The following is a 16,038-nucleotide window of genomic DNA, read 5'->3' as shown; positions in this document are numbered from 1 at the left end:
AAAACGTACATAATTCAAATAAAACGAACCCCCTGATTAGCAATATTATACTTGCAAATTAGGGGGTTTTCATAACACTATACACTATTTACATCTGGAAAGCAGTTTTTCCCACTGCTTATCAACATACTGCTGTGCATCTTCAATCATCCATTCATTGTCTTTTGAGAACATATGTTTGAATCTGCCCTGTTTCTTTAGAAATTCTTCTACCGGCAGCTTTTTCTTTGGCTCATAAGTTAGCTTCCATATTCCCTCTTCAATTTCATACAAGGGCCATACGCAAGTATCCACTGCCAGTTGACAGATTTCAGCCATGTCTTCCATTTCGTATCTCCATCCCCTTGGACATGGTGATAATATATTTAAAAAACAAGGTCCTTCCGTATATATAGCCTTATGTGCCTTTTCATGAAGGTCCTTAAAATTTCCAATGAATGTAGTCTGCGCTGCGTAAGGTACATTGTGGGCAGCAATGATTTCAGTCAGGTTCTTTTTGTTTTGGATTTTTCCATAAGAACGGTTCCCTACTGGTGTTGTAGTAGCATCTGCGAATCTTGGCGTTGCAGATGAACGCTGAATGCCAGTATTCATATAGGCTTCATTATCATAACATACATAGACCATATCATGTCCACGCTCCATAGCCCCTGATAATGATTGAAGCCCTATATCATACGTACCACCATCCCCGCCAAAAGTTATAAACTTAAAGTTCTCATCTATCTTGCCTCTCTTTTTCAGTACACGATAAGCAGTTTCTACACCACCACATGTAGCTCCGGCATTTTCAAATGCACTATGTATATAACTATCCTCATAAGCTGTATATGGGTATAAGTACGTTGATACTTCAAGACAACTTGTAGCATTTGTTACAACAACTCTGTCTTCTGGTTCTAATGCTCTTAAAACCCCCCTGACAGCAATTGAGGCTCCGCACCCTGCACATAGTCTATGGCCTCCAGCAAGTCTCTCCTGCTTTTCCATTTCCTTTTTAAAATTATAAGACATTGCTCTGCCACCTCCAGTTGTTGTTCTCCAGCTGATACTTCTCATATATTATCTTCTTTTCAGTATCATCTGCTTCTCTTTGTCCTATATGTCTGTATACTTCTCCTGTTTTTCCAGAGTCCACTATCTTAAACAATTCATCATATATATGTTCAAAGTCCTCTACCGTGATATCTCTGCCCCCAAGTCCATATACATAGTTTATAGCTTTAGGTCTGTTTTCTAAGTCATACAGAGCTGAGCGGGTCTCCGCAAATAATGGGCCACCTGCTGTTGAAAAGCTTTCTGCTTTATCCATTACAGCTACCGCTCTAATATGTGCTAATGCTCTTGCTAATTCCTCCATAGGGAAAGGTCTGAATACACGAAGCTTTATAAGCCCTACCTTCTTTCCCTGCTGTCTTAGTATATCAACGGCTGCTTTACCGGTACCTGCACTTGAACCGATGATTACAATAGCTGCTTCTGCATCCTCCATCATGAACTCTTCAAAGAATCCATATTTCCTGCCTGTTAATTTTTCAAACTCTGCAGCTACTTCTAAAATAACATTTTTAGCATTCTTCATGGCTTCTGCCTGCTGTTTTTTAAATTCCATATAATAAGCGGATATTCCATAAGGGCCTACAGCCAATGGGTTCTCCTTTTTTAACAAATAATTTTCAGGTTCATATTCCCCCACAAAAGCTTTTACCTTTTCATCTTCAATCAGTTCCATATTTTCTACTGCATGGCTTGTTATGAAGCCATCCTGACAAACCATTACTGGAAGTCTTACTGATTTATTTTCACCTATGGGCATAGCTTGTATAAAGTTATCATAGGCCTCCTGATTGGTTTCTGAATAAATCTGAATCCAGCCTGCATCTCTTGCCCCCATAGAATCTGAATGATCATTATTAATATTTATAGGACCCGTTAATGCTCGGTTTACAAGTGCCATAGTCACAGGCAGCCTTGAAGAGGAAGCCACATATAAGAGTTCCCACATAAGTGCCATACCGCAAGAAGACGTTGCTGTAATAGCTCTGCCTCCTGCTGCTTCAGCCGCAATACAAGTCGACATTGCGCTATGTTCAGACTCTACTGCTACAAACTCCGTATCTACAAGACCATTTGCAACATAAGAAGAGAAATATTGAGGTATTTCTGTGGATGGTGTGATGGGAAAAGCGCCCATTACATCTGGATTAATTTGTCTCATAGCGATTGCTACTGCTTCATTGCCTGATAATCTATCTCTAATAGCCATTACTTCTCCTCCCTTACAAATTCAATGGCATCAAAAGGACATACTTTATAACATATACCACAACCTTTACAATGCATTAAATCAAATTCGCCTCTTTTGCCGTCCTTTACTGGGATTGAACTATCTGGGCAAAAGGGTACACAAAGCAAACAATGTTTGCACTTGTCATTTAAGAAAACAGGGACCATTGTTCTCCAGTCCCCTGTATTTACCAGCTTTGAAGTGGCTGGTTCATATATTTCAGCCCCAGGCGTTAGTTCCTGCCAGGGCGTATGTTCATTTATTTCTGCTGCCTTCTTCATTAACCTACCTTAACCTCCTCCATAGACATCCTAAGTGCCTCCATGTTGCCTGATACTACTTGAGGCTTTGTGGCAAATTTATGACGTAATGAATTTTCCATATCTATTATAAACTGCTCCTGCTCAACTACTTTGCTGACTTTCACTGCTGCTGCAAGCATTGGTGTATTTGGCATGTTTTTTCCAATTGTCTCCTCAGAGATTCTTCTTGCATCTATAGAACATACCTTTCCTTTAAAATCACCAAGCATGCTTCTCAGTTCCTGTGGATCCTTTTGGCTATTTACTATAATAGCTCCATCTTCCTTCAGTCCCTTTGTTACATCTACGCTTGCCAGTAATGTTTCATCTACTACAATCACATAATCTGGAGTATAAATATTCGAATGAACTGTACATCTTTTATCTGTTATGCGATTATATGCAGTAATTGGGGCCCCCATTCTTTCAGGACCATATTCAGGAAATCCCTGTACATGTTTACCTGAATTAAACGCCACATCTGCAAGCAATAAACAAGCTGTTTTTGCACCCTGGCCTCCACGACCATGCCAACGAATTTCTACAGTATTTTTTTCCATTCTTCTATACCTCCATAGATGTCTTAATCATTTCGTATGTTCTGGCTAAAATGTAAATAAAAAAGGCCTTTATCCTTGTAAAAGGACAAAAGCCTAAAGCATTTTGCTATACCACCTCATACAACATACTAACATACGCGTTCCCTGTAACGGGGGAAAACCGTCAAAACTTACTTATTTCAGTCTGCAACTCAGGAGTGATTTTCAGTCGTTCCTTTACTCGTATCAAGCTCTCACCAGCCTTGACTCGCTTCGACTTTCAATTGAACACTTACTCTCTCCGTCTTAGTCTTTCATTTTATTTAATTTATCACTTTATTGAGTATAGTAGAATTTTAGTATATATAAAGTACGTTGTCAAGATATTTTTATTATTTTTCACAAATTATTTTTAAATTATTTGTGTTTATTAACAATTATGTGGCTTAGAAAGCTTATTTAGAACTAAATAAAAATTCTAAATAAGCTTCATTCAATTTTTATAAATATTGTTTAGATTGATATTTTTCTATATTGAGTAGTCCCTAAAGAGTTATCTACAAGAAATACACCTTTGACGGTAAGTATTTCACCATCAAAAATACTTAACACTTTCTGTATATCATCCGTTTTTAAATATATGGCATATCCACAGGACGTAACAATCTCAGAAGGTGCCCTTTTTACTGTACATCTTACACCTAATTCTATTATTTTTTCCTGAGCATACTTTGCTTTATAAAATGATGAGAAAGTAAGCAAATACTCCTTTTTCATTTTGTGTGCCTCCCATCCTATGAGACTTATGGTATACTTATATAATATGCGAAGCACCTTCGTTCGGTTATCGAAAATATATTAAATGCAAAATCCCTTCAAGTACACCACCTGCAATAGCTCTTGATTTATCGGATACTGTATAGCAGTTTCCTTTTTCTGCTCTTGGGTCAACATCTCCGGCCTTCATGTTCTTATGCACCATTACACCATCTTGTAAAAGACCCCTTACCATACCGTCAATTTGAGCTACAATAGGTATTTCTCCTATATAACCAACAGTCTGGCCTGACTGAATACGATCACCTATCTTTACAGCACCTCTGAATTTGCCATCACATGCTGCCCGAATAATACGTTCTGTAGTAAAGCCGCCAATATTACCGGGAATACCTGTGTTTGGAGTCGCATGGCCTGTATAGATGCATCTTCCTAAATTGTGTCCACGCATTGACTCTATAACACAGTGACAGTCCTCTCCAGCAATAAATCCAGGCCCTATAGCAATTACAATCTCTGCATCATTTATTTTAGTAGCCACATTTTTCTTTGCGATAATTGCATCCACCACCACATCTGGTTTTAAGGCTTTCAAAAATAAACCGTCTTTATCCACTACAATAGGAATTTCTTTTCGTAAAAAAGCTTCTTCGACTTCCTCTATTGAACTACAATATACTCCTACTTTTCCTTCTACTTCTGCTTTTGCTTCATATATAGCAGGGGAAAATGCCACCGTTCTTCTAACTGTTGTAGGTACTTCCAAATCTGTCATTAAAACCTGAAATCCACTTTCGTAAAGCCTGCAGGCAATACCTGTAGCTAAATCTCCCGCTCCTCGTATATATATTTTTTTCATTGGTTAAGCCCTCTCATTTTCCTTATATGAAGTCATCAAACAGCCTTCTATTCCTTTTGATTCTAATATCATTCTAATTTTTTCAGAAGCCTGTTTATTTTTTTTATTGTCCACTTTATTTAAAATTACTTTAAAAGGTTTTTGTCCTACACCCTTTTTTAATCCTTTTTCACTTCCGATGATCTGCGCAACATCTTCCTCTGTAATAAAATGATCCTCGGTAACGATTTCTTTTGTTCCCTCATTCAGAAGCTTTACCGCCTCTTGTGGTCTGAAACATACTGTTTTTATTTTTTTGCCTATGCAGTCCATTCCAACAACACCTACAACCAAATCCACCCATTTAGGTATTACAGGTTCATTTTCTTTCGGTACTTTAATAGGCATTTTCTTTGCTCCATCTGCCTCAATTAACACATAATCAGCATAATTTACAAGTTGATTAAAAGTCTCGCTTTCTAAACAGGTTAATTTACTCTCTTCACAAGGTATTCCAGCCACGACCAATTTTCTTTCCTGTAATATTTTTTCAATGCCTGCCAAATCCGTAGCCACTTCCATATTCTTAGGTTGATAAATATGTGTAGTTGTCGTAATAATTACACGTTTCCCTTTACTAATCAACTGTTTAGCCAGATTATAAATCGTAGTAGTTTTTCCACCTGCACCTACAAAGGCTATGGATTTAAAATCTCCCTCTAATAAAGTCAACAACCTACACATCTTGATCCGTACACCTTTCAAGTAAATACACTTCATAAAAGCCTTCATATTCAATATGATTTTGTTTAAAGAAGTTCTCGATTTTTATCTTTTGAACAAAATCTGCCTTCCAAGCCAGACCACAACCTGCTGAAATCTGTCCAGGTACAGGTATTAATCGTTCTCCGATTCCGGCTTCTTGGCATTTTTTTTCACAAGCTACAGCCTGTTGTGTATCCGCGAATGTAATAATAAGTTTCAGTACTTTTTTTCGCATATTTAACCTCTTACTCCTAGGAATTTTCCGCAAGTTCTCTGACCGCATTTATAGCCGTATCTACTTCAGCAAATGTATTAAAATATCCAAAACTAAACCGAACCATACCCTGTCTTTCAGTACCAAAGAATTGGTGCATAAGTGGTGCACAATGAGCACCAGCTCTTGTAGCTATACCATATTCCTGAGCCAAGATATCTGCTGTCTCAGCAGAATCTATGTGACCTACATTTAAAGATACAATTGGTGATCTATCTTTAACTTCAAAATTCCCATATACCTTTACAGTCTTAAGGTTTCTTATTCCTTTATAAAACCTCCACATCAATTCCTGCTCTTTATCTGCTATTACCCTTATTCCTTTCGCTTCTATGAATTCCAAGGCTGCATACAATCCTGCTATGCCATGTCCATTTAAAGTTCCTGCTTCTAGTCTGGCAGGCATATTCGCTGGATGGTTCTTATCAAAAGATTGAATCCCGCTTCCCCCAACTAAAAGCGGCTCTATGTTAATACCTTTTCGAACAGCTAAAACACCTACACCCTGTGGCCCCATTAGACCCTTATGACCTGTGGTGCACAGAACATCAATCCCCATTTCTTCTGCATTTATATTTACACTACCTGCAGTCTGTGAAGCATCAACTATAAAAATCAGATTATGTTTTCTAGCAATTGCACCTATTGTGTTTATATCTATAATATTTCCTGTAACATTGGATGCATGAGTTACTATAATTGCCTTTGTATTGGACCTGATTAATTCTGGTATGGAATTATACTCTGGTATACCTTTCTCATCACATGGAATAAAAGAGACTTCCATTCCCTTACTTTCTAACAAGTAGAGAGGGCGAAGAACAGAATTATGCTCTAATATAGTGGTTATCACATGATCTTGCGGCTCTAAAATTCCTTGTAATGCTATATTTAAGCTCTCTGTAGAATTTGCAGTAAATACTATACCTGAAACATCTTCAAAGCAAAAAAAATCAGCCAGTTTTTCTCTGGCATTATAAATGTTTCTACTGCTTTCTAGGGAAATTTCATGTCCCCCTCTACCTGCATTTCCGGTAGATTGCATGGATTGTATAACTGCTTCTATGACACAATCAGGTTTTATATATGTAGTTGCTGCATTGTCAAAATATATCATGCTCCCATGCTCCTTATGCCCTACCTTTTATAAAAAAGTAATGTATTTTTCTTTTTTATCGAATACTTTGCCAATGATGCCTAATTTCACATCTGGCATTGCTTGGTGCAGATTTTTAATAATATCTTCACTATGCTCTTTTTCCACACTAACAAGCAAGCCTCCAGAAGTTTGAGGATCACAGACTAAATCCTTATACTCCTCTGAAATAAAACCAAATTCAACTTTGGAACTTACGAACTTATGATTTCTATAGGTTCCTTCAGGAACAAGTCCCATCCTGGCATAGTTTAAAGCTTCAAAAAAAACGGGGAGTCTTTTAGTATCTATTTCAAAACTGACTCCACTTGCAGAGGCCATTTCCAATGCATGTCCAGCAAGTCCAAACCCAGTCACATCCGTACATGAATGTATATTGAACTGGCCAAAAACTTCTTTTGCCTTTTTATTCAAAGCTGTCATGCTCATTATAGCCTCTTTTGATGCATCAAAAGAAGCCATTCCAGCCTTCACTGCTGTGTTTATCAGTCCACATCCAAGTGGTTTAGTTAATATTAATACGTCCCCTGGCTGTGCCCCATAATTTCGCAGTATCTTTTTAGGATTTACAATTCCTGTAACGCTTAACCCATATTTAGGTTCTTCATCATTAATGGAATGTCCTCCTGCAATAGAAGCCCCTGCCTCCCTTACTTTATCCGCACCACCTCTTAATATCTCCCCCAAGACTTCTTCACCTAAACAGCTTGGGTAAGCTACAATATTTAATGCGGTTATAGGATTTCCACCCATAGCGTAAATATCACTTAAAGCATTGGCTGCTGCAATTTGTCCGAAGATGTAAGGATCATCTACCATTGGTGGGAAAAAATCTAAGGTCTGTACTAAGGCAATTTCTTCCGAAATTTTATATACTGCCGCATCATCGGAGGTTTCAGTACCCACTATTAAATTTTCGTCTGCAATCTTTGGTAATTTATCTAATATTCTGGATAATACACCTGGCTCCAATTTGGCTGCACAACCCGCTGATTTTGAGAGCTGCGTAAGTTTTACGTTTTTTACAGATATATCTGGCTTCATATTTTTCCTTCTTTTTATGGTTTAATGATATTAATTGCCTGTGACATTTTTTCTGCTATTGTATACATATTTGTCACAGTTCCAACCGCAAGATTTTCTTCTATTTTGTAATGCTTCAAACATGTACCACAGGTTAAAATTTCCACACCGGATTTTTCGAGGTTTTTTAAATCTTCTAAGCAAGGGGAATTTTCTATTGCAAGCTTTGCCCCTCCATTATACATAATTACGGTGTTAGGTAAATTCTCAAGTTGTGTTAAAGCGTAGATAAATCCTTTTATTAAAATGACTCCCAGCTCAGAGTCTCCTTCGCCCATTTTATCAGATGCAAGTACAACAATATTCTGTAAAGTATTTCCGCATGTAATAAGACTTTCTTCTGTTTCACTTAACTCAGCATCTTGAGATACTCGTATATTAATACAGTATTCTTTTTCTTTTTCCTGATGGTATGCTGCTTCTAAATTTTTACTTCTGGCGAATTTCATTACATTTTTTACCGCAATGTCGTTATCAACATATATCTGAAGTACATCACAATTCTCCATGTTGTCTAATGCCTTCTTAGTCAGAACTACAGGTTGTGGGCAAGCCAGACCCATGGCATTTATTTGTTTTTTCATCATTCTTTATTCCTTATCTTTTTACTCTATTCAAGGACTTGAAAAGGATTCCTTGCAAAGTCTTGAAATGACATCTCCTGTACATAATTTACATCGCTGGTATTTTTGAAAAACCTACTATATCTGTTTTGTTCTTTTTGTATGGCCCCTACTATTTTATTGGGATAATAATTTATAACGGTGGCTTTAAACTTACTATTTCTGCCTCTGTTTAATTCAGCCCTTTTCAAAAGATATTTTATATGCATGTCCGCACTAGGCAGCGAATACCCAGAAAAAACGATATGCTCTGCTTCTCTAAGCAGCTTTTCTGCATTATTCCATATATTAGCTAGATATACATTACTCATATCTTTATAGTAAGTTGGCGGAACAATTATATATTGTGCATCTGCTGAACAATAGTCACACTTTACAGAACCTGGATTGTCTACTATGGACAATGTTCCTTTTTGTTCTATTTTAGCTTCTATATGCTTACAAACCGGACAATATTTCCAATTTAAGGATCCATGGATTTTTAAAAGCTTTACGCCATTTTTTATATTGTCTAAATCATCTAAATGATAGAATCCATAATCTACATCAAACTTACTGCCAAGCGCATTGTCTAAAATGATATCATAATTCGTAGAAATAAATGTAATATTACCTTTTGGTAGTTCGTCCTGTAAATTTTCAATTAGTTTCGTATGGCTTTCTCCTTGTATTCCATTTTTTGAAGCTTCAATTTTATATTGAATAGCCTGCGCCATTGAAAAAATCAGGGCTGTCCTATATTTATACAGATTTCCCAGCTCACTTCTATATTTTTCATTACGCTCAATAGCTAAATCTAAAATACCGAGTGCTTCTTCAAATGTAGGAAACACAGCATTTCTATAATCAAAGTTATCAGTAAAATCAAAGAAGTTTTTAAAGTAACGGTCAAGAAGTCCCTTTACTTTACTATGCTTTATGTCAAAGTTTTCATTTAACTTTTCACCTTCACATGCTTTAAAATATGATTTAAAAAGTTCTCTTTGTAATGGTGCACCGTCTGCCTTTGATGCCCCTGCACCCAAAAATATTACTGTTTTATCCATAACAGCTCTCCTTATTTTTGTTTTATCCTTTTTATACAATATATTATTATATTATACTACAATAAAATACTAGTTCCAAATTATATTCCTAAAGAAAATCAAAAGAAAAAGCATCTTTAATGATGCTTTTTAAATACTTTATTATCTTTATCCCTATTGGAAATAATATTCTTCTAACTGTTGACTACTATAGTCCCAAACCATGCTAGTCTATATCAAAAATCCACTTAACCCCTAATTTATCAAAAGTGGTTTTTTCTTCTGACAAATATCTGCTTGTTAACTTATTAAATCCACCATTTACTCGGTACGTCCCAATAAATTCATTTATCTGTGCAAGTAATTCCGTATTTCCTTTTTGCACTGCAACTCCCCATCGCTCCGCCTCCTGGCCTCCGATAGAAATGATGGTTGTCTTATCCGTATAATTGTGCCAGTCCTTATATATAGCCAGCTGATCACAAATAAAAGCATCTGCCTTTCCCTGTGTCACTTCCGAAACACATGCATTTTCGTCTGCAAGTGTTATAATTTCCGTATTGGTCAGATTTTTCTGTGCATAAATGTATCCGGCTGAATCAGCAGTGACAACAATCTTTTTACCTTCCTGATTCAAGCTTTCAGCAGAGGAAATACCAGAGTTCTTGTTCACTAAAACAGCTAACATAATGTCGGCATATGGTTCAGAAAAATCAACGTTCTGGCTTGCCTCATCTGTAATAGACATAGAGGATATAACCATATCCGCCTTCCCTTCCTGAAGGGAAGAAATTAGACCATCATAAGAAGTATTTTCAATTTTAACATCTCTTCCTATATATTCACCAAATGCCTTTGCGAAATCGACGCCAATTCCTGAAGGATTTTCCTTTTCATCTTTCATCTCAAACGGAGGTTTTGTCAAGTCCATAGCCACCACTAACGGTTTTGCTTTGGTTTTAACTTTCTCTTTATCAGCGTTATCACCACACCCTGCTAAGATAGTCATAGACAATAGAATTACAACCATAATACTAAAAAATCTTTTCATAATTCTGTCCTCCCTTTCAGTCATCCTCAATTTGTTAACATTGATTGTTCTTATTCTGTATAGTATATACCAAAACGGCCCTAAATACAACAATACTCAGGACCGTTTTAATCTATTATTCTTTATTTTCTTTTGAACCTGCATTTACATTTGAGGGTTCACCATCTTTTGAATTTTGTTTAGGGGCACCACCTTTTTGGCTTCCCATATCTTCAATTTTTATACCACTAGAATTGATTAGCTGAACCCCTTCTTTTTTCTGCCCATCCGTTGTAGCTGGGATATCTCCATCTAATTGTTTTCTAATACTTTCACTTCTAAGCTTACAGAATTCTTTTAACGTGCTGTATGCTTTATCAAATTCATCAACCGTATAAAAAGCAGTAGCATCTTTTTCTACATAAGGTCTAATCATTTCATATACTGAGTCGATTTTTTCTTCAAACTTTCCAGATTCAAAATAGTTTGTTATCAATTCATCAAAGTACTTATGATATAGCGCCTTATATTCCTCATTATTAATGATAGCACTCCATATAGGTCTATCCGCTTCTTTTGCTCCTGAAAGTGGTGTATCGATTGCGTAATTCACCATTGCCGTTGCATTATCTGTAGTTTGTTCATCATTATCTGCAGTCTGTTCTCCTGGTTTCTTCATACCACCATTTCCACCAAAAGCGCCAAAGGCTAAATTATAATCCCAAGGAATCATGGATAGTAATCCATTATTCTCATATAAATAGTAATTATGAAGCATATTTCCTGTGTAACTATCATAATTATCAACAAAATTGTGAGCTACAAAATATTTTATAACCGAATCAACATCCAGGCATTTGTCTAATTCTTCACCCGTGCTAAGCTGTTTTAAAGCGGATAAGACTCTTTGCATATCCTCTTTAGTCGCATCAGTTTCTGCATTATCAAATATGTCACTATAGCTTTCTAGTTCATCGTCAGTATATGCTAAACTTGCTCCATTACTTGACCCCCCAAAACCTTTGTTACCGTCATCTTTTCCTTCAGGTGGTGCCTGCATAGCAGAGCCAGTCGGCATTTCTCCTTGTGGCTTTTCTGGCCTTTCACCTATTGCTCCGCCTGAGATTCCCGGTGGCATTCCTTCTTTACCTTTTCCCATATTATTTAGTTGTTCGGTTTCAGGTTTATACAGTTCACCTTCACCTTCCCCATAGTTACGTGTAATAAAGGAATCACTAATATCCTCTACTGCAAGATATAGCCCCCACTCTTTTCCATTTATAGTAATATTTACAAAACTTGCCATTGGAGCTGCTGCACCAGCCTCCCGCATGATTTCATAGCTTAAGTAATCCTTCATATATGTAGCATCTGACATTAGATTGTTCAGATTTAGTTTATCTAAGCCATAATAGTTCTGACCCTCTATATACTTATCAAAGTTAATCTTAAAGCTATATCTGTCAGTAGAATTATCATTGGCAATCTGGCTTAAAGAAGTATTACCTTTCGTTGCAAATGAAACATCTGAATAAGTTTCTCCATCAATATCGACATCAACCTTGTACTTTGTTTTGTCCAATGGATTTTCTAATAGATCCTTCCAATCTTCATCTGATATTTTCACATTAATATTATGCACTGCCGAATCATCCATTAGTTTTCCCTCATACTCCATCTTTGTTGCCTTATCTTTTGCCGAAGTATGACTGCAGCCAGCTAAAGATGAAACAATAAGAGTAACCACCAAAACTAATATTATCGCTTTTTTCATAAAACATTCCTTTCCATTTAATGACCATATCCTAGTTTACGCTATTATCATATTCCCTGGATTTACTATAGCCCATAATCAAGGAAGTCTTATATCCGTTTTGTGAAAACTTGGTGAAGTTTAAACTATTACGGGTACTTGCTTTGAAATTCTTATACTATCTTCAGTAACTAAACATTCATAAGCCAAAACATTTACACCTTTTTCATGCACCCGTGTAAGCGTTTCCGCAAAAGCTTTGTGCATTTCTTCATTAGCCTTAAACACCTTAACATCAGACATTTGTATAACAAAAATTACATAAGCTTCAAACCCTTCTTCTATGCATTCTTCTAATTCCCGAAGGTGCTTAACCCCTCGCTCTGTTGGTGCATCAGGAAACATTACCACTCCATCTTCTTCTAGAGTAACACCTTTTACTTCAATATATATTTTACGTTTACCAACCTCTACATAAAAATCAAACCGTGAATTTTTATACTTGCTTTCAGGCTTTATCAGTGAAATGTTTTGAAACAGGCCGCCTTCCTGCAGCCATTCCTGTATTACTTTGTTAGTAACCTGGCTGTCCATATTTATAAGCTGTTCCTTCTTATATGCAGAAATTAAATCATACTTTGTTTTTCGTGTACTGCTGTCAAATTCCTGCACAAAAATCTTTGCACCTTCTATTAGAAATTCCCTGCATCTGCCCGTATTTTTCACATGACAAATTTCATGGTTCCCATCAATTTCAATATTAGCTATAAATCGATTTGGCCTGGAAATAAATTTAGCTGGTTTTATATTATTATAAATCATTTTCTATTTACCGTTTCTTTCGGAATAAATTGTTCGAAAATAAATGAATCAAAAAAATTCTTTATTTCCTCTAACTGCTCGTGACTCCTCACAGTCCACGCAAATAAGGGTGTATTTAGCAGCCACTTATTAATTTTTAGAGATAACATATTTTTATACTTTATATTAAATGCTATAAAGTCCGGCCTGGATATAAAATTAAGCAGAAAATGAGAAAGCATAAACTTATTTAAAAAATTCTGATCTACCTTTTCCTTAAAATAATTCGTAGAAAGCTGGCCTCGTAATACTTTTTTCCTATATCTTTTAAACCATTGCATTATAAATGGATTAAAAGATTCTACACAATACCTGCCGGAGTATCCATCAAGAATGTTGGCTATTATCCTGCAATTATTTTTAATATCGTCTGCTGTTTTTAATTCTACAATTAATGGCACCTTACCTTCTACTAAATTTAAAACATCCGTTAATTTAGGTATCCCTATATTTGAATTTAATAATTTTAATTTAGATATTTCATCATATGTAGTTTCAGATACTTTTTTATTTATACCACAAACTCGAATTAAATTATCATCATGAATTACTATTGCTACATTATCTTTTGTAAGTTGAACGTCTAACTCAATTCCATATCCATACAATATAGCTTTTTCAAAAGCAACTAAAGAATTTTCTGGAATACCATTATTGTTATCGTGCAGTCCCCTATGTGCATAAAAACAATTCAGATAATCTGAAATTTCCTTTCTTCTGTCCAAGCAAGGCATAACCAATAAAAGGTATATAATACTTAAAATTAAAAGTAAAAGAAAGATTCCCATACTCCCCTTATCCTTTCCATACTCACAAGAATTTACTAAATTATTTTCACATTTATATTATAAGTTAAATTTACTTAACTATAAACACATTTTCTAATGTGATTATGTCACAGAAAAAATATAAAGGTAATGTTATACTAAAAAAAAAACGGAGGCATATATATGTTTTTTAGAAAAGCACAAGAAGACATTTCATTAAAAACACTAATTGTAAATAAGAATCGATGTCCTCAAAATCACTCATGTCCATCTGTTAAAGTTTGTCCTGTAGATGCATTGTCTCAAAACGGATTTGAAGCTCCAAAAATAGATATAAACAAGTGTATTAAATGTGGGAAATGCGTCCGTTTCTGTCCAATGAAAGCACTTACATTTAAAGGGTAAACAAACAAAAGCAGCTGGAGACTCCAACTGCTTTATTATTATACTTTAAAGTAACTACAATTTTTTCTAATTATTCCACTACATTTTTTATCAATCTCTTGTATAGCTGCAATAGGCTTGCTTTTTTCGATGATTCTTCTGCCACAAGCGGATACCTTCCTATTTCCTTTTCATTCTGATAAACAACTATTTCTCCTACTTTCTCACCTTTTTTCACAGGAGCTTTCACTTTCTGATCCTGCTCTACTTGGAAAGTAACCGATTCTTTTTCACCTTTTTTCACTAAAATAGAAATATCCTCTCCTGCTACTGCATTTATAGCGTTTGGTTCTCCCTTTTCAATCTCAATTAATCCATGCGGCTCACCTTTCTCTGCCAGTTTAACTGTGTCATAAGTAGCAAAACCATAATCGAGAAGCTTTGCAGCTTCGGCAAAGCGGACCTTTGAGCTTGAGCACCCAAGTACTACTGCAATTAATGTCATGTCATCACGAGTTGCAGAGCCAGATAAACAATATCCCGCCTCTTGCGTAAATCCTGTTTTTATTCCATTTGCGCCAGTATATTGTTTTATCAATCTGTTAGTATTAGTCAGGCCAAACTCTGTCTGCTTCCCTGGCAGTCCTACCATCATGGTATCCTGCCATTTTGTAAACCAGTCATGGGTTTTTTTGTGTTTACTCAACTCACAGGACATTATGGCGATATCGTGCGCACTTGTATAATGATCTGCTACAGGAAGTCCATTTGTATTTACGAAATGAGTGTTTTCCATACCTAGTTCTTTTGCCCTTTTGTTCATGTTCTCAACAAAAATCTCAACACTTCCAGAAAGATATTCTGCCACTGAAACACATGCATCATTGGCAGATACCATGGAAATCCCCTTCATTAAATCTTCTAAAGGATGTTGCTCTCCTGGTTCCATGTACATCTGTGAGCCCCCCATAGAGGCTGCTCTTTCTGATATTGTTACCATATCAGTCAGCTTAACTTGCCCTCTATCAATTGCCTCCATGGCAAGCAGCATAGTCATAACCTTGGTTACCGAAGCAGGAGGCAGACGATCTGCACCATTTTGTGAAAAAAGAACAGTACCGCTATCTGCATCCATTAATACTGCTGCCTTTGCATCAACTACTAATCCAGAGTTGTTAATATCACCTGTTGCTTTAGTTTTTTTATCCACTTTTGACGCATTGTCTGAAGTGGCTTTACTTTTACTAACAACAGCACTACCACTGGTTACAATATTATCCACGGGCAGCATTTCAACACTTTTTCCTGTTGCCTTACTCATATCGCTAGGAATGATTGCACTGATTCCAATGGCTCCTCCACCAACAACAAGTAAGCCAACCATACATATTGACATAACCCTAATTATGGTAACTTTATGCATAGTCTTAGCTACTATTGCTCGTTTTTTCAATCTGTCAAACTTTTTCCCAGATCTTCTTTTATCATAATTTCTATTAAAAATATTCATAATTTCCCTCCCTGCCCTGCTCATGTGTTCAAGTCAGTTACACTATTATTATGATATTTTTAAT

At 36.0% G+C, this 16,038-nt stretch carries 18 protein-coding genes; 1 reads left to right on the top strand and 17 read right to left on the bottom strand.

Annotation, left to right across the window (positions count from 1 at the left end; genetic code table 11):
* Positions 1–84: 84 nt before the first annotated feature.
* The 16 genes from RTW14_RS07495 to RTW14_RS07420 all read right to left on the bottom strand — a co-directional run bounded on the left by RTW14_RS07495 (position 85) and on the right by RTW14_RS07420 (position 14,101).
* Positions 85–1,014 (bottom strand): thiamine pyrophosphate-dependent enzyme, encoded by a 930-nt coding sequence (locus RTW14_RS07495; protein WP_312649089.1) that lies wholly within the window; start codon positions 1,012–1,014, stop codon positions 85–87.
* Positions 1,004–2,266 carry a pyruvate ferredoxin oxidoreductase gene (locus RTW14_RS07490; RefSeq protein ID WP_312649088.1) on the bottom strand — a complete coding sequence of 421 codons (1,263 nt, stop codon included), beginning with the start codon at positions 2,264–2,266 and terminating at the stop codon, positions 1,004–1,006. Before RTW14_RS07490 ends, RTW14_RS07495 begins: the two co-directional genes overlap by 11 nt.
* Complete coding sequence (locus RTW14_RS07485; RefSeq protein WP_312649087.1) at positions 2,266–2,568, bottom strand: 4Fe-4S binding protein; 303 nt, start codon at positions 2,566–2,568, stop codon at positions 2,266–2,268. Before RTW14_RS07485 ends, RTW14_RS07490 begins: the two co-directional genes overlap by 1 nt.
* Positions 2,568–3,149 carry a 2-oxoacid:acceptor oxidoreductase family protein gene (locus RTW14_RS07480; RefSeq protein ID WP_312649086.1) on the bottom strand — a complete coding sequence of 194 codons (582 nt, stop codon included), beginning with the start codon at positions 3,147–3,149 and terminating at the stop codon, positions 2,568–2,570. Before RTW14_RS07480 ends, RTW14_RS07485 begins: the two co-directional genes overlap by 1 nt.
* 492 nt (positions 3,150–3,641) lie before the next feature.
* Positions 3,642–3,905: a DUF3343 domain-containing protein gene (locus tag RTW14_RS07475; RefSeq protein WP_312649085.1), complete on the bottom strand. Its 264-nt coding sequence runs from the start codon at positions 3,903–3,905 to the stop codon at positions 3,642–3,644.
* 67 nt (positions 3,906–3,972) lie between these two features.
* Positions 3,973–4,764, bottom strand: a complete 792-nt coding sequence (gene yqeB, locus RTW14_RS07470) for a selenium-dependent molybdenum cofactor biosynthesis protein YqeB (protein WP_312649084.1) — start codon at positions 4,762–4,764, stop codon at positions 3,973–3,975.
* A gap of 3 nt (positions 4,765–4,767) precedes the next feature.
* Positions 4,768–5,523, bottom strand: coding sequence for a selenium cofactor biosynthesis protein YqeC (yqeC, locus tag RTW14_RS07465; RefSeq protein WP_312649083.1), 756 nt, complete (start codon positions 5,521–5,523; stop codon positions 4,768–4,770).
* Complete coding sequence (locus RTW14_RS07460) at positions 5,480–5,743, bottom strand: DUF3343 domain-containing protein (protein WP_312649082.1); 264 nt, start codon at positions 5,741–5,743, stop codon at positions 5,480–5,482. The genes yqeC and RTW14_RS07460 overlap by 44 nt, the downstream gene beginning before the upstream one ends.
* A 16-nt stretch (positions 5,744–5,759) precedes the next feature.
* On the bottom strand, positions 5,760–6,899 hold the full coding sequence (locus RTW14_RS07455; RefSeq protein WP_312649081.1) for an aminotransferase class V-fold PLP-dependent enzyme: 1,140 nt from the start codon (positions 6,897–6,899) through the stop codon (positions 5,760–5,762).
* 27 nt (positions 6,900–6,926) lie between these two features.
* On the bottom strand, positions 6,927–7,982 hold the full coding sequence (gene selD, locus RTW14_RS07450; RefSeq protein WP_312649080.1) for a selenide, water dikinase SelD: 1,056 nt from the start codon (positions 7,980–7,982) through the stop codon (positions 6,927–6,929).
* 14 nt (positions 7,983–7,996) lie between these two features.
* Entirely contained in the window at positions 7,997–8,608 is a 612-nt protein-coding gene (gene yedF / locus RTW14_RS07445) for a sulfurtransferase-like selenium metabolism protein YedF (protein ID WP_312649079.1), read from the bottom strand.
* A gap of 23 nt (positions 8,609–8,631) precedes the next feature.
* Positions 8,632–9,690, bottom strand: coding sequence for an SIR2 family protein (locus RTW14_RS07440; RefSeq protein ID WP_312649078.1), 1,059 nt, complete (start codon positions 9,688–9,690; stop codon positions 8,632–8,634).
* A gap of 205 nt (positions 9,691–9,895) precedes the next feature.
* Complete coding sequence (locus tag RTW14_RS07435; RefSeq protein ID WP_312649077.1) at positions 9,896–10,720, bottom strand: transporter substrate-binding domain-containing protein; 825 nt, start codon at positions 10,718–10,720, stop codon at positions 9,896–9,898.
* 115 nt (positions 10,721–10,835) lie between these two features.
* Positions 10,836–12,473 carry a CotH kinase family protein gene (locus RTW14_RS07430; protein WP_312649076.1) on the bottom strand — a complete coding sequence of 546 codons (1,638 nt, stop codon included), beginning with the start codon at positions 12,471–12,473 and terminating at the stop codon, positions 10,836–10,838.
* Between the two features lie 120 nt (positions 12,474–12,593).
* A complete protein-coding gene (sfsA, locus tag RTW14_RS07425) occupies positions 12,594–13,274 on the bottom strand; it encodes a DNA/RNA nuclease SfsA (RefSeq protein ID WP_312649075.1) in 681 nt (226 codons plus the stop codon).
* Positions 13,271–14,101: a glycerophosphodiester phosphodiesterase family protein gene (locus RTW14_RS07420; RefSeq protein ID WP_312649074.1), complete on the bottom strand. Its 831-nt coding sequence runs from the start codon at positions 14,099–14,101 to the stop codon at positions 13,271–13,273. Before RTW14_RS07420 ends, sfsA begins: the two co-directional genes overlap by 4 nt.
* A 162-nt stretch (positions 14,102–14,263) precedes the next feature.
* Here RTW14_RS07420 and RTW14_RS07415 point away from each other — a divergent pair, with 162 nt between their 5' ends.
* Positions 14,264–14,485, top strand: a complete 222-nt coding sequence (locus tag RTW14_RS07415) for a 4Fe-4S binding protein (RefSeq protein ID WP_312649073.1) — start codon at positions 14,264–14,266, stop codon at positions 14,483–14,485.
* Positions 14,486–14,555: 70 nt separating this feature from the next.
* On the opposite strand, the gene RTW14_RS07410 is transcribed toward RTW14_RS07415, so the two are convergent.
* On the bottom strand, positions 14,556–15,974 hold the full coding sequence (locus RTW14_RS07410) for a D-alanyl-D-alanine carboxypeptidase family protein (protein ID WP_312649072.1): 1,419 nt from the start codon (positions 15,972–15,974) through the stop codon (positions 14,556–14,558).
* Between the last annotated feature and the right edge of the window lie 64 nt (positions 15,975–16,038).

Origin of the sequence: Aminipila sp. (genome assembly GCF_032051575.1) — a bacterium.
In the GTDB taxonomy this organism is placed as follows: domain Bacteria; phylum Bacillota; class Clostridia; order Peptostreptococcales; family Anaerovoracaceae; genus Aminipila.
This window is presented reverse-complemented; position numbering and strand designations above follow the sequence as displayed.

Coding starts and splice junctions, on each gene's coding strand:
- RTW14_RS07495 (WP_312649089.1), bottom strand. CDS start 1,014: ATGTCTTATAATTTTAAAAAGGAAATGGAAAAGCAGGAGAGACTTGCT.
- RTW14_RS07490 (WP_312649088.1), bottom strand. CDS start 2,266: ATGGCTATTAGAGATAGATTATCAGGCAATGAAGCAGTAGCAATCGCT.
- RTW14_RS07485 (WP_312649087.1), bottom strand. CDS start 2,568: ATGAAGAAGGCAGCAGAAATAAATGAACATACGCCCTGGCAGGAACTA.
- RTW14_RS07480 (WP_312649086.1), bottom strand. CDS start 3,149: ATGGAAAAAAATACTGTAGAAATTCGTTGGCATGGTCGTGGAGGCCAG.
- RTW14_RS07475 (WP_312649085.1), bottom strand. CDS start 3,905: ATGAAAAAGGAGTATTTGCTTACTTTCTCATCATTTTATAAAGCAAAG.
- yqeB (WP_312649084.1), bottom strand. CDS start 4,764: ATGAAAAAAATATATATACGAGGAGCGGGAGATTTAGCTACAGGTATT.
- yqeC (WP_312649083.1), bottom strand. CDS start 5,523: ATGAAGTGTATTTACTTGAAAGGTGTACGGATCAAGATGTGTAGGTTG.
- RTW14_RS07460 (WP_312649082.1), bottom strand. CDS start 5,743: ATGCGAAAAAAAGTACTGAAACTTATTATTACATTCGCGGATACACAA.
- RTW14_RS07455 (WP_312649081.1), bottom strand. CDS start 6,899: ATGATATATTTTGACAATGCAGCAACTACATATATAAAACCTGATTGT.
- selD (WP_312649080.1), bottom strand. CDS start 7,982: ATGAAGCCAGATATATCTGTAAAAAACGTAAAACTTACGCAGCTCTCA.
- yedF (WP_312649079.1), bottom strand. CDS start 8,608: ATGATGAAAAAACAAATAAATGCCATGGGTCTGGCTTGCCCACAACCT.
- RTW14_RS07440 (WP_312649078.1), bottom strand. CDS start 9,690: ATGGATAAAACAGTAATATTTTTGGGTGCAGGGGCATCAAAGGCAGAC.
- RTW14_RS07435 (WP_312649077.1), bottom strand. CDS start 10,720: ATGAAAAGATTTTTTAGTATTATGGTTGTAATTCTATTGTCTATGACT.
- RTW14_RS07430 (WP_312649076.1), bottom strand. CDS start 12,473: ATGAAAAAAGCGATAATATTAGTTTTGGTGGTTACTCTTATTGTTTCA.
- sfsA (WP_312649075.1), bottom strand. CDS start 13,274: ATGATTTATAATAATATAAAACCAGCTAAATTTATTTCCAGGCCAAAT.
- RTW14_RS07420 (WP_312649074.1), bottom strand. CDS start 14,101: ATGGGAATCTTTCTTTTACTTTTAATTTTAAGTATTATATACCTTTTA.
- RTW14_RS07415 (WP_312649073.1), top strand. CDS start 14,264: ATGTTTTTTAGAAAAGCACAAGAAGACATTTCATTAAAAACACTAATT.
- RTW14_RS07410 (WP_312649072.1), bottom strand. CDS start 15,974: ATGAATATTTTTAATAGAAATTATGATAAAAGAAGATCTGGGAAAAAG.